The 14,073-nt window shown below is 39.3% G+C and carries 16 protein-coding genes and 1 pseudogene; 6 read left to right on the top strand and 11 right to left on the bottom strand.

Going from position 1 to position 14,073, the window contains the following annotated elements:
- Nucleotides 1-20: 20 nt before the first annotated feature.
- Complete coding sequence (pheS, locus tag FTU16_RS09460; RefSeq protein WP_078192633.1) at nt 21-1,001, bottom strand: phenylalanine--tRNA ligase subunit alpha; 981 nt, start codon at nt 999-1,001, stop codon at nt 21-23.
- 159 nt (nt 1,002-1,160) lie between these two features.
- Here pheS and FTU16_RS09455 point away from each other — a divergent pair, with 159 nt between their 5' ends.
- Nucleotides 1,161-2,189, top strand: coding sequence for a hypothetical protein (locus FTU16_RS09455; protein ID WP_180163137.1), 1,029 nt, complete (start codon nt 1,161-1,163; stop codon nt 2,187-2,189).
- Between the two features lie 85 nt (nt 2,190-2,274).
- Here FTU16_RS09455 and FTU16_RS09450 read toward each other — a convergent pair whose 3' ends face one another.
- The 3 genes and pseudogenes from FTU16_RS09450 to FTU16_RS09440 all read right to left on the bottom strand — a co-directional run bounded on the left by FTU16_RS09450 (nt 2,275) and on the right by FTU16_RS09440 (nt 3,554).
- Nucleotides 2,275-2,487 (bottom strand): hypothetical protein, encoded by a 213-nt coding sequence (locus FTU16_RS09450; RefSeq protein ID WP_180163136.1) that lies wholly within the window; start codon nt 2,485-2,487, stop codon nt 2,275-2,277.
- Nucleotides 2,488-2,596: 109 nt separating this feature from the next.
- Nucleotides 2,597-3,148 (bottom strand): adenylate kinase, encoded by a 552-nt coding sequence (locus FTU16_RS09445; RefSeq protein WP_180163135.1) that lies wholly within the window; start codon nt 3,146-3,148, stop codon nt 2,597-2,599.
- A gap of 73 nt (nt 3,149-3,221) precedes the next feature.
- Nucleotides 3,222-3,554, bottom strand: a pseudogene (locus FTU16_RS09440) (hypothetical protein).
- 302 nt (nt 3,555-3,856) lie between these two features.
- Between FTU16_RS09440 and FTU16_RS09435 the strand changes: the two are divergent.
- Nucleotides 3,857-4,822 carry a hypothetical protein gene (locus FTU16_RS09435; RefSeq protein ID WP_180163134.1) on the top strand — a complete coding sequence of 322 codons (966 nt, stop codon included), beginning with the start codon at nt 3,857-3,859 and terminating at the stop codon, nt 4,820-4,822.
- A gap of 67 nt (nt 4,823-4,889) precedes the next feature.
- Here FTU16_RS09435 and rplT read toward each other — a convergent pair whose 3' ends face one another.
- Nucleotides 4,890-5,249 (bottom strand): 50S ribosomal protein L20, encoded by a 360-nt coding sequence (gene rplT, locus FTU16_RS09430; protein WP_004647525.1) that lies wholly within the window; start codon nt 5,247-5,249, stop codon nt 4,890-4,892.
- Between the two features lie 11 nt (nt 5,250-5,260).
- Entirely contained in the window at nt 5,261-5,455 is a 195-nt protein-coding gene (gene rpmI, locus FTU16_RS09425; protein ID WP_065994397.1) for a 50S ribosomal protein L35, read from the bottom strand.
- 223 nt (nt 5,456-5,678) lie between these two features.
- Between rpmI and FTU16_RS09420 the strand changes: the two genes are divergently transcribed.
- Nucleotides 5,679-6,932 carry an MFS transporter gene (locus tag FTU16_RS09420; RefSeq protein WP_180111579.1) on the top strand — a complete coding sequence of 418 codons (1,254 nt, stop codon included), beginning with the start codon at nt 5,679-5,681 and terminating at the stop codon, nt 6,930-6,932.
- Nucleotides 6,933-7,036: 104 nt separating this feature from the next.
- Nucleotides 7,037-7,771, top strand: a complete 735-nt coding sequence (locus FTU16_RS09415) for an energy transducer TonB (RefSeq protein ID WP_180105446.1) — start codon at nt 7,037-7,039, stop codon at nt 7,769-7,771.
- A gap of 55 nt (nt 7,772-7,826) precedes the next feature.
- On the opposite strand, the gene FTU16_RS09410 is transcribed toward FTU16_RS09415, so the two are convergent.
- Both FTU16_RS09410 and FTU16_RS09405 read right to left on the bottom strand, forming a co-directional pair.
- Nucleotides 7,827-8,255 carry a YqaA family protein gene (locus FTU16_RS09410; protein ID WP_180105447.1) on the bottom strand — a complete coding sequence of 143 codons (429 nt, stop codon included), beginning with the start codon at nt 8,253-8,255 and terminating at the stop codon, nt 7,827-7,829.
- Nucleotides 8,256-8,267: 12 nt separating this feature from the next.
- On the bottom strand, nt 8,268-8,552 hold the full coding sequence (locus FTU16_RS09405) for a hypothetical protein (RefSeq protein WP_180124065.1): 285 nt from the start codon (nt 8,550-8,552) through the stop codon (nt 8,268-8,270).
- Between the two features lie 181 nt (nt 8,553-8,733).
- On the opposite strand from FTU16_RS09405, the gene FTU16_RS09400 reads away from it, so the two are divergent.
- Nucleotides 8,734-9,147, top strand: a complete 414-nt coding sequence (locus tag FTU16_RS09400) for an energy transducer TonB (protein WP_180163133.1) — start codon at nt 8,734-8,736, stop codon at nt 9,145-9,147.
- Nucleotides 9,148-9,175: 28 nt separating this feature from the next.
- On the opposite strand, the gene FTU16_RS09395 is transcribed toward FTU16_RS09400, so the two are convergent.
- On the bottom strand, nt 9,176-9,793 hold the full coding sequence (locus FTU16_RS09395) for a glutathione S-transferase N-terminal domain-containing protein (RefSeq protein WP_180163132.1): 618 nt from the start codon (nt 9,791-9,793) through the stop codon (nt 9,176-9,178).
- Between the two features lie 315 nt (nt 9,794-10,108).
- On the opposite strand from FTU16_RS09395, the gene FTU16_RS09390 reads away from it, so the two are divergent.
- A complete protein-coding gene (locus FTU16_RS09390) occupies nt 10,109-10,570 on the top strand; it encodes an Hsp20 family protein (RefSeq protein ID WP_168378471.1) in 462 nt (153 codons plus the stop codon).
- A gap of 700 nt (nt 10,571-11,270) precedes the next feature.
- On the opposite strand, the gene infC is transcribed toward FTU16_RS09390, so the two are convergent.
- Together infC and thrS are read right to left on the bottom strand one after the other, a co-directional pair.
- A complete protein-coding gene (gene infC, locus FTU16_RS09385) occupies nt 11,271-11,819 on the bottom strand; it encodes a translation initiation factor IF-3 (protein WP_078192643.1) in 549 nt (182 codons plus the stop codon).
- Between the two features lie 5 nt (nt 11,820-11,824).
- Nucleotides 11,825-13,747: a threonine--tRNA ligase gene (gene thrS, locus FTU16_RS09380; RefSeq protein WP_180007231.1), complete on the bottom strand. Its 1,923-nt coding sequence runs from the start codon at nt 13,745-13,747 to the stop codon at nt 11,825-11,827.
- Nucleotides 13,748-14,073: the final 326 nt, after the last annotated feature.

The following is a 14,073-nucleotide window of genomic DNA, read 5'->3' as shown; positions in this document are numbered from 1 at the left end:
GGATTTACAAAAAATCTGTTTTAAGCAAATTGGCGTAAGAAACGCACATCATTTTGGTAGAACATACGCAGGTCATTAATGCCGTAACGCAACATGGCAAAACGCTCTACACCTAAACCGAAGGCAAAGCCTTTGTATTTTTCTGGGTCGATGCCAGCGGCTTGTAAAACGTTTGGATGCACCATACCGCAGCCCAAAACTTCCAACCATTTACCACGTTCATCCATGATATCCACTTCCGCACTTGGCTCTGTAAATGGGAAATAAGATGGACGGAAACGTACTTTCAAATCTTTTTCAAAGAATTCATTTAACAAGTTAACCAACAAACCTTTTAGTTCTGCAAAGCTGGTGTTTTCAGCCACATACAAACCTTCGATTTGATGGAACATTGGCGAATGCGTTTGGTCCGAGTCACAGCGATAAACACGACCAGGACACACAATACGGATTGGAGGCTGCTGATTTTCCATCGTACGAATTTGCACGCCTGAGGTATGCGTACGAAGTAAATGATTCGCATCAAAATAGAAAGTGTCGTGCATCGCACGTGCAGGATGATGACCCGGAATGTTCAATGCTTCAAAGTTGTGATAATCATCTTCAACTTCTGGACCAGTCGCAACAGTAAAGCCAGCTTTGGTAAAAAATTGGCAAATACGTTCTTGAACTTGGGTCACAGGGTGAATACTACCCACCGTTTGACCACGGCCGGGTAAAGTAATATCAATCGTTTCGCTAGCAAGCTTTTGTTCTAATGCAGCTTTTTGTAATTCAGCTTGACGAGCAGTCAGTGCGCCAGTAATCGATTCACGAACGGCATGAATTTGAGCACCAAAAACTTTACGTTCTTCTGGGTCCATTTTACCGAGCGACTTCGATTGTTCCGCGAGCTGGCTTTTCTTCCCTGTAAATTGCACTCGCACTTGGTCGAGTGTAGCAAGGTCCTCTGCTGCTGCAATCGCAGCGAGCGCTTCAGTGGTCAGGGCTTCCAGTGACATAGTAACTCTCAAAGCAACAATTTAAAAAAATAATATAAACCCCTTATTCTAACAGTTTTTAGCCGTTATGATGAAGCGCATTCACAAGTTAAAATTGCATTAGCATCAAGTTTTAAAAAAAGTATAAGATAAACACAATATCAATGGGATCCAATCTTTATGGCACTCGATCCAATCTGGAAACAACAGCTCACACTCGTCACTTATGGCAATGAATTTCTCAACCAAGGTTTGAGTTTTCAACGTTGGTTGAATCACCACATTTTTGATCAGCACAGTTTCCATTTTCGTGATTTGCTATCACAGCATTTATTGGCTCAACATTTCCAAATTTGGCTAGAAGGCTTAAAAAAACACGGGGTACAACGCTTAAGTTTACATAGCTCTAGCTTGCTAAATGATGAACAAAATCCGAATGCTAACGTTGAACTTCTTCCCTTTGCCCATTTTATTGTGAGCCACGAACAAAATAAAAAGCAGGCATGGATTTTTGGTAAAGAACTTGCCGAGTGGTATAACGCAGAAAATGACTATGAAGCACCTGTATCCCAACAACTACAAATACGTCGCGAAACTTTTTGGCGCTATGAGCTGAACTATAAACTCATTAAACGCATTGAAGCGGATATGCAGTTACCAAAATGGGATGATATTCATAACTTCACTGAAGCAGAATTATTTTTGCAAAAACCGGCGGAAGGTTTTATTGAGCCGGAGGTGTTAGGCACACCTTATTATGGTACGCAGCCTGATCTAAGCAGCGAATCGAATGAATCCGCAAAACTTGCACTCTTGCCAACGGATGCACAAGCGGATTTCGCACATGACAGCTTACATCGCCTAGAAGCATTAAACCGCCATATTCAGTCTAAAATTCAGCATCCCTATCACGCAGATGGCAGCATCTATACACCTGAAGAACAGTTAAATTTGCGCCATTTTGCTCAAAAAACTGAAGATTTAACGGCAAAATTTATTGTTAAAGTCGCCAATCACTATAAAACTGCACGCTTAACTCCTGTAGTTGAAAGCTCTCCTCTGGATGGTTTTAAAACTGAGCAAAGAAAATCAAATCCTCAGCATGCACACACGCCTAACCCGCCCCATAAACCCGGTGCAGGTGGAGTAATCACCTTAATTATTATTACTGTTGTAATTTGCTTATTGGCTTATTACTTCGGTCTTTAACTGTATAAATGTGATCAACATTAAAAAGCCCTTCTCATAGAAGGGCTTTTTTTATAAACATGCTTATGTATGAAAAACCTCAAAATTATGAGGTAATTAAATAATTTAACGGACGAATTTCTAATCGAACACGATGCTGATCGGCATGTTGATTAATATAATGACTGACAGAGACTACTTCCCCCTCAAGCTCTGCATCTGCACCATACATGATTTTGACTGCCTCACCTTTGCGGGGAATCATTTCGAGCTCTACAGTAATGCTACCTTGACCCATACCAACTATTTCAGCCAACATTTTATTTTCCTTTTGTTTTTTCTATCCATACATTAGGCATGGCGCAAAGCTTGGTATAAAGATTATTTCTGTAACTTGGCTGCACTTTTTATTGATAAAACATCAAAACTTAAACATCAAAAACATAAGAGTCCAATTGTTCTAAAAATGCATCAACAGCATTTGCAGACTTTAAACGAATCCATTGAATATGTTGATATTCAGGTGCATTCATCATCTGTAGATATTTTTCACGATTCTTTTTATGGGTCTTAATCATCCACCAGACAATGGAATCTCGACCAAACATCCGCCATAAACTTTCCTGATTATTTGAATCTGGCCAAAGATCTTGTTTGGACTTAGCCCGAGAAAATGCGCGCTTTACAGAGCGGTATAAATTGACTGGAAACGGAAGGTCTAACCATATCACCGTATCTATTTCCGACCATTTCACCGGAATCGCCCGAGTATAGTTGCCATCAATAACATAACCATTTTTTGCTTTGGCAATTTCAGCTTCGATACGTGCAAAAAAGATTTCGTCAGGACACTCCTGCCAATCATCTAGCCAAAATAGATTATCCAGTTCTATATAATTTAGTCCTAATTTGTCCGCCAAAGCTCTGGAAAAGGTTGATTTTCCAGTGGCCGATGTACCGACTACGTTTATTCTTTTCATTGCCATGATGATCTACTTGAGTCTGGTGAATCTACTTCAAGATAACAGCATTGGATCTGTAGGTTAACTTTTATTATTCACGATAATCCAAAAGATCTGCATCGATATTGATAAAGTCAGGCTTTGGGGTTTGTTCAAATTGAACGGCTAATATTTGCGACTGAGTGGTTATGCATGCTTTTGCGACTCGATGCATCCCATCCATCACTCGACCACTGGCACATAAAATAATGGGATAACTTAAGTCCGCAGCATTTACCAATTGCAGATGTTCAATAATTTGCTGTGTGGTCGGTGCAGATTTTTGAAATTAATATGCTTCATTTAACTATTGAATGTCATTTACAGGGATTTGCTGAATCTTAAAATTTTGACTGAGTTTTACTAAACGATGTACATCCCAAATATACGTATCATCGCCTACTTAGCGGAAGTGATACTGTTTGCGCATCAAGCAGTTACCTTTTAAATCAAATTAAAGCTAAGATAGCTTACAATTGAAAAATAAAAAAATGCTTCATTATGATAGATCATTACGAACAATTTATTCTTGGTTTGCAATATAACGCTCAACGTTTTTTTAACCAGAAAATTTACTATGACGAGATTTTGCACCCATGGTGCGGCCAAGCTTGCGACATTTTCTTGATTCGCGATTTTAAAACCAATGCATTACTACATGACTCAGTTGATCATTTGATCATGTATATGGCTGAAAAGCGGATTAGAACATGCTCACTTTATCCATTTGATCTTCTTTTTGAGCATGCAAAACTTAATCAACATCCTCATTTTGACTTTGTAAAAACCAACTACCCTCTTGCTGTTTTCCACAACAATTTAAATCAAGCCTTTGCACTAGTTCAAATCCAATCTGAAACGAAAATTTTAGATATCAGACCTATTGGTGATCCTCGGGAGTTTTGGGGTGCAAGTTCCACACAATTTCATGACGCATTCGGGCTGTTTACATTGATTGAGCTCAATCAACAACAGCGGAACGAATGCTTTTGCTTTGATAAAAAATCGAGTTGGAGCAGTTTAGTAAATAGCATTCAACTGGATTTATTTGAACATCCGTTTTCTACCCACATTCAGCCTCAATTTAAACTAATCCATAATTTGTATTATTATGGCCTTCTGGATGACTCACTCCCTCTTTTGGAGAATCCTCAAGCTTCACCTCAAGTTGGATTAAGTCTGCTTGAAATGCTCAATTCAATCGAAGCTGCTATCCAAAATTTAAAACATGTAAAAAACGAAAGCTCACCGATCCATTTATTTACAACCGAAGAATATGCACAACTATTAGATTATGAGTACAAACTGTCAGAACACCTTGTAGATGTCATGTGCTATACAGCCAATCATTTCAACCGCGAAAGTTTAGTCAATGATGAAGAGAAAGCTTTACTCAAACAACTACAGAAAAAATACCCCAAAGTTAATTATTTCAAGTCAACATCTGATCAAGCTCTTTCCGCCACCAACACTTCAACAGATAAAGAGCCTGAAAAACCATGGGTTGTATTTTTTTCTTTAGTTTTAATTTTTGCCATGCTATTCGCTTTACTTTATGGCTTTTATTTACTTTTTAAACAATTTGAGTTTATAAAATTTGCCGCAATCACAATTGGCATCATTGTGTTTTTAGCCATATGGTCGAAAAAATAAGATGTCTAATCAAATTCGTCCATAAAAAAAGACCGCTAAAAGCGGTCCCTTTTTAAGTCATAAAGACTTATGCAGCTAATGCATCTTTAGCTTTAGAAGCTAAAGCAGCAAACGCAACTGCGTCATGCATAGCGATGTCAGCAAGTACGCGACGGTCGATAATCACTTGAGCTTTTTTCAAGCCAGCGATCATACGGCTGTACGACAAACCATTTTGACGAGCACCGGCATTGATACGCGCAATCCATAGAGCACGGAATTGACGTTTCTTTTGACGACGGTCACGGTAAGCATATTGACCTGCTTTGATTACTGCTTGGAACGCTACGCGATATACGCGTGAACGAGCGCCGTAGTAACCTTTAGCACGAGCAAGAATTTTTTTATGACGGCGATGAGCCTGTACACCACGTTTAACACGAGCCATTTATAATCTCCTTAGATGTATGGGCACATACGGCGAACTGAAGCAACGTCACTTACGTGAACCATTACACAGCCGCGTAATTGACGGATACGCTTAGCAGATTTTTTGGTCAAAATGTGTCGTTTGAACGCTTGGTGACGTTTAAAACCGTTTGCAGTTGGCTTGAAGCGTTTAGCTGCACCACGGCGAGTTTTCATCTTAGGCATAAGAACCTCTTTTGAACACCTGTTCGGCACGTCTGCACCATTGCAAAGACGCCCTGCAGGTAAGGGAGCGAGTATTCTAAAGCATCTTTGCTCAAAACAAAAGCGAATCTTTCTACCGAATATCGATCTTAATTAATTTTCTGATATAGATTTTCCGATGATTTTATAAGCGATGTCCAATAGGGCTTATATAATGTCGGCACGCCAACTATTAATGTCCATTATGAAACCTGCACAGGATGCTTTTGCAGCCCTACGTTATCGGGATTTCTCGATTGTTACGCTCAATCAATTTTGTCTGACCTTAGCCATTTTGATTCAAGAAATTATTGTTGCTTATTCACTGTATCAAATCACTAAAGACCCGCTAACACTGGGCTTAATTGGTTTAGCCGAAGCAATTCCTTTTATTGCTCTCTCTTTGTGGGGAGGATACTTTGCAGATCGTTTCAATAAACAGACCATTATGAAAATTTGTCTGTTTTTTTCTGTACCGATGCCACTGATTCTTTGGGGGTTATTTCACCAATACGGTCTCGGCCAAATTGATGTCACCCAACTGTCTTGGGGTATTTATTCGGTCATTTTTGGGCTTGGAACGATCCGTGGTTTCTATAATCCCTCGGCAACGTCGCTTAAACCTTTTTTAATCCCACGGGAGCTCTATGCCAATGGTGCAACATGGACAACGATTGGTTGGCAAAGTGGGGTGATTATTGGGCCAATGCTTGGCGGTTTTATGTTGGCATTTTTAGGCCGTGAAACCAGTTTGCTCAGTGTTGCAGCACTACTAACGGTCTGCTTCGTCCTCATTAATCTGCTCAGTAAACGCAGTTTCCCTAAAATTGAATCTGACAATTTAAAAGATAGTTTAAGTGAAGGTTTTCGATTTATCTGGAAAACCAAAATTGTCCTTTGGGCGATTTCACTCGATTTAGTTTCTGTGCTTTTTGGTGGCGTGATTGCCCTCTTACCGATTTTTGCCGAAGATATTTTAAAAGTGGGGCCTGAAGGTTTAGGCTACTTACGGGCAGCACCGTCTATTGGCGCCCTGATCACTATGATTGCATTGACCAAATTCCCTCCAACTCATCATGCATGGCGTAATATGTTATTGGCTGTAGCGGGTTTTGGTGTATTTACCATTTTATTCGCATTTTCAAGCAATCTTTGGTTATCACTCTTTGCACTGGCAATGACTGGGGCATGTGACAGCGTGTCTGTGGTGGTTCGTCAGACCATTTTGCAACTTTATCCACCTGAAAATATGCGAGGTCGTGTTGCTGCGGTGAATGGCATGTTTGTTTCTAGCAGTAATGAACTTGGAGCTTTTGAATCGGGACTTGCAGCAAAATACATGGGCACGATCATGGCGACAATCTTTGGTGGCTGTATGACCATGGCTGTAGTTGCAATCAGTTGGGCAAAAACCCGTGACTTATTTGGAATCGACATTACCCATCAGTCAAAAAAATAATGGCATATTTTCCATTTAAACCTTGCCAGTATTTCCAATACAGGAAATACTGCGCAGCAATATCGACGCATTCATCACTCACTTTGTGATCTTAGAATAGACTTATGAAACAATATCTGTGCTTAACCCTTTTGGCCTGCGCTCCATTTTCTATAGCGTTTAGTGCTTCAACCAAAACCCATCAACTTCCGGCACAGAATATTGAAGTTGCTCCTGCGCATTTAACCACGCGTTTAAATTGGTCGGTTTTTCCAAAACCGGTATATGCCAATGAAGACCTCAAGCAACGTGACCGCGCGGCCATTATTCGTGTTACAGCAAATGCAAAAGGTACAATTACCGATGCAAGTGTTGAAGAAAGTACAGGGGTCGATCAACTCGACCGAATCTTAATTTCTGCTGTCAAAAAAGCTAAAGTCAAGCCACATTTAGAAAATGGTGAATCCAAAGCCATTATTGGCTATCAAGCGTTTAATTTGAGAGTTAAAGGCAATACGCCTGAATGTGATTTCAACTTTGATTCAAAAGTTTGGAATGCACAAAGTGCAAATAAGAAAACGCCATTCCAATATGTATCTCAACCAAAATTAGATCTCACTAGTCATGAGTTGAAACAGCACGATCGTAAAGTCAAATTTAACTTTAAAGTGGACAAACACGGACAAGTAAAAAAGGTGAAGATCAAGCAAGGCTCTGGCATTTATGCACTCGATCAGAAAGTCGTTGAAGCACTAAGAAATAGTCAGATCTCGGTTAAACGTACTGCGAGCACCCTTTGGATCTACAAAAAGTCGAACTTTAAAGATGAAATTCAGTTTCAAGTAAATGGCTGTAAATAAGTAATAGATTCAACATTTCAAACAGGGATTGAATGTTTCAATGCCCTGTTTTATCTCAGAAGAAACCTAAAAATATAAGATAAATACAGAGATAACGCCCGGTTTTCGCTACGGTCACCATGAACACAAAGCGCCAGAAGTTTTCTTTCATTAAACCCGCAATTAAAGTAATAGGGTCTCCAATAATCGGCAGCCAACTCAGTAGCAAAGACCAATAACCATATTTGTGATAAATACCCTGTGCCTGCTGCATTTTCAGCTCTGACACGGGAAACCATGTTTTATTTTTATAATGTTCTACTTTTAAACCGAGCCACCAATTCACACAGGAACCGAGAACATTCCCGATACTGGCCACCACAATCAGCAGCCATGGATTATGTTGACCATAGCTCAACAAGCCGAGCAATACGGCCTCGGACTGTAAAGGAAGTAAGGTCGCAGCCCCAAATGCCGCGAAGAATAAAACTAAAAACGACCACATCGAAACGAATGCTTAGAGACCTAATTTTTTCTTCGACTTCAAATATTCAAAATTTGACCAAAGCACTGCGGCAATAATCACAACGATTCTCGACCATTTATATTGTGAAGAAATCGGTTCAATCGCAGCTCGCATCAAATTTTGATCTTTGGTATGTAAATCTGCAAGAATATTTTGAACATGCACAATTTCAGCGACAAATAGCACTAAGCAGCCTGCAATACCCAAAATAATACTCCAATAGATTCTTGGGTTATTTTCAACAATACGGGTAAAATTTAAGAAAAAGTCTTTCATCGCAAAATCGTCCAACTAAGCCGTCAACAACGCGTTCTTTTCGGCAGCGCCGCATTCTAACACAGCGTTAGAATTTTCTTCCGTCCTATCTAAAATCTTAAGGTGAGTCTTTCCGCACTTTACTTTTATACATGAGACTTCTAATCTGCCACGCAAATATTGAATAATTTTAACTCACTTTATGAAAAAAATTCTTTGCTTAAGTTTTATTGTGTTATTACAAATTTTGACCACTTTATATGCACAAAGTCCTTCTGAAGTTGCCAAACAACACGTGATTACACAAGATCAAATGATTTGGCAAAAGCGACCTATCTTTAACTTCAACAATGACGATCTGGGCAATCAAAATCGTGACCTTAGTTTTAAATTGTATGTTTTAGCCACTGGCGAAGTTCAAAAAGCTGAATTAATCAAAAGCTCTGGACTAACACACATTGATAAGCGGATTGAACAGTCACTTTTACGTACCAAGCTCAAACCTTATACCGAAAATGGCGTAGCCTACCCCTTTATTGCGGTACAACACTTTTCACTCAAGACCCTGAAAGAAAACCAAAGACCTTGGTGGAAAAAGCTTCTATTCATTCCATAAAAAAAGAGCATGTTTCCATGCTCTTTTTTTAAACGTGTATTGCTAAGGCTTTTTGTACCGCTGGACGGGCCGTCAGTCGATCGATATAGTCTTTCACGTATGGATAATCTTCCAGCTGAATTTGCTGCCATTCATGACGCAGTGCCCAAGGCAGAATAGCCATATCTGCAATCGAATACTCTCCAGCCACAAATTTTTGACCAATCAACTGATGGTTCAAAACTTTATATAAGCGTTTAGACTCATTTACATAACGTTCAGTTGCATACGGAATACGTTCAGGTGCAAAACGACTAAAATGATGATTTTGTCCTAACATGGGCCCAAAACCACCCATTTGCCACATCAACCATTGTTCAACTTCAACGCGCTCAAACTCATCTTCTGGATAAAACAAACCTGTTTTACGTCCAAGATAATGCAGAATCGCACCAGACTCAAAAACTGAAATCGACTCTCCTCGTGGGCCATTCTGATCCACGATTGCAGGGATTTTATTGTTCGGAGAAATTCTCAAAAAGTCTGGCTGAAATTGATCATTTTCCAAGATATTAATCGGAAAAATTTGGTATTCCAAACCCATTTCTTCTAAAGCGATGGTAATTTTATGTCCATTGGGTGTACCCCAATAGTAGAGATCAATCATCTATATTCCTTTTTAATTTTCAGTAAGGCAATCTCATTTTGCTTTATGTATAACATGTTTAATCCAGTGAAAGCTTGTCAGTTTTTCTGAAAAGTAACGTTAAAATGTGAATTATAACTTTGCTTTTAAAATCACTTAAGGTACAAAAATTCAAAAAATATAATTTTTTTATAAAAATCCCTTGAAAAAAATCAGCACAGACCGATATTGATACATGTACAAGGATCAAACGATCTTGTTAGTGAACAGTGGATGCCAAGCATCACTGAACATTTCTTATTGTTACAACTTTGCTTATTAAAGAGAGTTCTAATTATGAGTAGTTTAAATCTTAACCCACTTTTCCGTCGTAGCATTGGTTTTGATCGTTTCAACGATTTATTTGATTATGCCATGCAAAGCGACACACCAAATTACCCGCCATACAATATTGAAAAAACGGCTGAAAATAGCTATCGCATTGTGGTGGCAACCGCAGGTTTTACAGAAGATGAACTTTCGCTAAACTTAGAAAATCAAGTGCTAAGCATTTCAGGTAAACCAACTGAAGCGCAAGATACAACTGTGGAATTCCTGCATAAAGGCATTGCTCGTCGTACATTTAAACTGTCTTTACGCTTAGATGAACATATAGAAGTGCAACAAGCCCTATATGAAAATGGTTTATTGACAGTGGACTTACAGCGTATTATTCCTGAAGAAAAACTACCACGCCAAATTCCAATTGGCAAAAAGGCATTGATAGAAAGTCCTGTCCAAGAAAATAGCGCTGAGTAAACCCTCATAAAAAAAGACCCTTCGGGGTCTTTTTTTTGAAAAAATAGTTAAATTCGTAACATGATAAAAAAGAATTAAAATCATCCCATCTCAAAAATATAGTGTCTAGATTGCAAATTTTATGTTCTGATTTTTTATTCCAAACTAAATACTCCATATAGGTGTTTTTAATGAATCCTTGGTGGGTCTGGCTTACAAGCTGCTCATCTACTCTTTTTAAATTTTGGCGTATCTTGCAAAAAATAATCCTACTCTGTATTACTATCTATTTATATGAAATGTACTTTGTTCTGATTGCTTTTATGACATGGAATATACGACCTAATATTACCAAGATGAAAATCTATTGGAGGGTACTGAAAACCCCTATTTCACGGCCTGTTTTATGTAAATAGATCTCACATAGTTAGCTCAATAAAAAGCTTTGCTCACTTTATACCTACATTAAAACTAAATTAAAGCATTTCAAAACGTCTGAATCGAAACAACGATTGAATATCAATTAAAATATAATCAAATTTGTCTTTCTTAAAGAAACTTACTTAATACTCTCAGACATAAGTTCGCATTCATGAATTTTGCTCTATTTTCCAATCAATACGCAGCAAAAATTATTTGTGCCCTTGAACATCATTGAGATTAAAAACCAAAATATAGGCAAAAAAAAGCACTGCAAATGCAGTGCTTTTTTAATGGATACTTACTTTTTCTTTTTAGGACCAAGTAGCATACCCATTTGACGGCCTTCCATTTTTGGTGTTTGTTCAACAACACCATAGTCAACCACGTCAGCTTCAATTTTTTGCAATTGAGCCAAACCTAACTGTTGGTGTGCCATTTCACGACCACGGAAACGAAGCGTGATTTTTACCTTATTGCCTTCTTCAAGGAACTTGATAATGGCACGTAGTTTAACGTTGTAGTCACCAACATCAGTACCAGGGCGTAGCTTGATTTCTTTCACCTGTACTTGATGTTGTTTTTTCTTCGCTTCTTTTTGCTTTTGTTTTAGATCAAACAAATGCTTGTTGAAATCCATGATTTTGCAGACTGGTGGCTCAGCATTAGCAACAATCTCAACAAGGTCAAGATCTACTGCTTCTGCAGCACGCAAAGCGTCAGCAAGAGATACAATCCCTTTTTGCTCGCCATTTTCGTCTACTAGACGGACTTCTTTTGCACGAATTTCATCATTCAAGGCAGGACGGTTTGACTTTCCGCCCTGTTGATTACGGTCAGGCTGTTTAATCGCTTTTACTCCACAATGTACCGGCCGCGTTCGGCTACGGCTGCTTTTACTAAGTCAATGAATGCATCAATTGACATAGTACCCAAATTTTTTCCAGAGCGAGTACGGACGTTTACAGTACCTTCCTCAACTTCACGGTCTCCAAGAACCAATAAGTAAGGAATACGCTCTAAAGTACGTTCACGAATCTTAAAGCCGATTTTCTCATTTCTCAAGTCTGAAATCGCGCGGATACCGCTTTCTTTAAGTTTAGCGACGACTGACTCACATGCTTCAGCTTGTGAATCAGTAATGTTCATCACACATGCTTGAATTGGAGACAACCAAGGTGGCATGAAACCAGCATAGTGTTCAATAAGTATACCAATAAAACGCTCGAAACTGCCAAGTATTGCACGGTGCAACATTACAGGCTGATCACGGTCGTTATCTTCAGTCACATAAGATGCGTCAAGACGTTCTGGTAAGTTAAAGTCACATTGAATTGTACCGCACTGCCATACACGACCTAAGCAGTCTTTCAATGAGAATTCAATTTTCGGACCGTAGAATGCGCCTTCACCCGGTTGAAGTTCCCACTCTAGGCCTGCAGCATCTAAAGCATCTGCTAAAGATTTTTCTGCCATGTCCCAAAGTTTGTCATCACCTACACGTTTTTCTGGACGTGTCGACAATTTCATTTGAACTTCTTCAAAACCAAAGTCTTTATAAACATCTAAAGTCAATTTAATGAAGTCTGCAACTTCAGTACCGATTTGTTCTTTGGTACAGAAGATATGCGCATCATCTTGTGTAAAGCCACGTACACGCATAATGCCGTGTAATGAACCCGATGGTTCGTTACGGTGACATGAACCAAACTCAGCTAAACGGATTGGCAGGTCACGGTATGATTTTAAGCCTTGGTTGAACACTTGCACGTGGCAAGGACAGTTCATCGGTTTTACTGCATAGTTACGGTTCTCTGAGTGAGTCGTAAACATGTTTTCAGCATAGTTAGCTGCGTGCCCTGATTTTTCCCAAAGTGTGAAATCAACCACTTGTGGTGTACGGATTTCTTGGTAACCGTTGGCTTGTTGAACTTTACGCATGTATTGTTCAAGCACTTGGTAAATCGTCCAGCCGTTTGGATGCCAGAACACCATACCCGGCGCTTCTTCTTGCATATGGAACAAGTCTAACGCTTTACCAATTTTACGGTGATCGCGTTTTTCAGCTTCTTCAATACGTTTGATATACGCAGCTAACTGTTTTTTGTCAGCCCAAGCTGTACCGTAAATACGTTGCAGCTGTTCGTTTTTCGCATCACCGCGCCAGTAAGCACCAGAGATTTTAGTCAACTTGAACGATTTTAAGAATTTAGTATTTGGAACGTGCGGACCACGGCACATGTCCAAGTAGTCTTGATGATAGTACAAGCCCATTTCAGTTTCTTCAGGCATGTCTTCGATCAGACGCAGTTTGTATTCTTCGCCGCGTGCAGTGAACTCTTTGATCACTTCGTCACGTGGAGTCATTTTTTTGATGACATCATAGTCTTGGTCGATGAGCTTTTTCATGCGCTCTTCGATTGCTGCCATGTCATCTAAAGTAAAGGGACGTGGCATCCAGATGTCATAGTAGAAACCTTCTTCAATGACAGGACCAATGACCATCTTTGCTTCTGGGAACAATTGCTTAACTGCATGACCCACCAAGTGCGCACAAGAGTGACGAATGATGTGAATACCATCTTCATCTTTAGGCGTGATAATTTGCAGGCTAGCATCTTCTGTAATTAAATCAGACGCATCAACTAAACGATCGTTTACACGACCCGCAACTGTATTTTTTGCTAGACCAGGACCGATGCTTTGAGCAACTTCCATCACAGACACGGCATGATCAAATTCTTTTTGATCGCCATTTGGCAAAGTGATAATTGGCATATAAAAATCCTTAAGGAGTGATGCCCCGTACAATGGAGCATGTCACCGCGAGATTATGATCGAGGGAGACCCCCCAAAAGATAAAAACGGTGGATAAATAAAATTCGACCTAAATTTTACACGCCCTGCCAACTTTAATAAACCTCTAATCCCATGGAAGTTGATTTTTCTGCCTCCTTTTACAAGACTCCTGATAATTCAAGCAGATTTCAACTGAAATGCGCTTTATGCTGTCAACATAATAATCACGTTCTCATTCATAACTGATGTTACGCACGTAAAAAAAAATTGCGAAACAATTGAACCAAAGAACGTAAGGACGCTTT

Origin of the sequence: Acinetobacter sp. YH12069, from assembly GCF_013419675.1 — a bacterium.
GTDB lineage: Bacteria > Pseudomonadota > Gammaproteobacteria > Pseudomonadales > Moraxellaceae > Acinetobacter > Acinetobacter amyesii.
The sequence above is the reverse complement of the archived record's forward strand: the minus strand, read 5'-3'. Positions and strand labels throughout refer to the sequence as shown.

Coding starts and splice junctions, on each gene's coding strand:
- thrS (WP_180007231.1), bottom strand. CDS start 13,747: ATGCCAATTATCACTTTGCCAAATGGCGATCAAAAAGAATTTGATCAT.
- FTU16_RS09395 (WP_180163132.1), bottom strand. CDS start 9,793: ATGATTGATCTCTACTATTGGGGTACACCCAATGGACATAAAATTACC.
- FTU16_RS09455 (WP_180163137.1), top strand. CDS start 1,161: ATGGCACTCGATCCAATCTGGAAACAACAGCTCACACTCGTCACTTAT.
- FTU16_RS09450 (WP_180163136.1), bottom strand. CDS start 2,487: ATGTTGGCTGAAATAGTTGGTATGGGTCAAGGTAGCATTACTGTAGAG.
- FTU16_RS09420 (WP_180111579.1), top strand. CDS start 5,679: ATGAAACCTGCACAGGATGCTTTTGCAGCCCTACGTTATCGGGATTTC.
- FTU16_RS09400 (WP_180163133.1), top strand. CDS start 8,734: ATGAAAAAAATTCTTTGCTTAAGTTTTATTGTGTTATTACAAATTTTG.
- pheS (WP_078192633.1), bottom strand. CDS start 1,001: ATGTCACTGGAAGCCCTGACCACTGAAGCGCTCGCTGCGATTGCAGCA.
- rplT (WP_004647525.1), bottom strand. CDS start 5,249: ATGGCTCGTGTTAAACGTGGTGTACAGGCTCATCGCCGTCATAAAAAA.
- rpmI (WP_065994397.1), bottom strand. CDS start 5,455: ATGCCTAAGATGAAAACTCGCCGTGGTGCAGCTAAACGCTTCAAGCCA.
- FTU16_RS09410 (WP_180105447.1), bottom strand. CDS start 8,255: ATGTGGTCGTTTTTAGTTTTATTCTTCGCGGCATTTGGGGCTGCGACC.
- FTU16_RS09415 (WP_180105446.1), top strand. CDS start 7,037: ATGAAACAATATCTGTGCTTAACCCTTTTGGCCTGCGCTCCATTTTCT.
- FTU16_RS09435 (WP_180163134.1), top strand. CDS start 3,857: ATGGCTGAAAAGCGGATTAGAACATGCTCACTTTATCCATTTGATCTT.
- FTU16_RS09390 (WP_168378471.1), top strand. CDS start 10,109: ATGAGTAGTTTAAATCTTAACCCACTTTTCCGTCGTAGCATTGGTTTT.
- FTU16_RS09405 (WP_180124065.1), bottom strand. CDS start 8,552: ATGAAAGACTTTTTCTTAAATTTTACCCGTATTGTTGAAAATAACCCA.
- FTU16_RS09445 (WP_180163135.1), bottom strand. CDS start 3,148: ATGAAAAGAATAAACGTAGTCGGTACATCGGCCACTGGAAAATCAACC.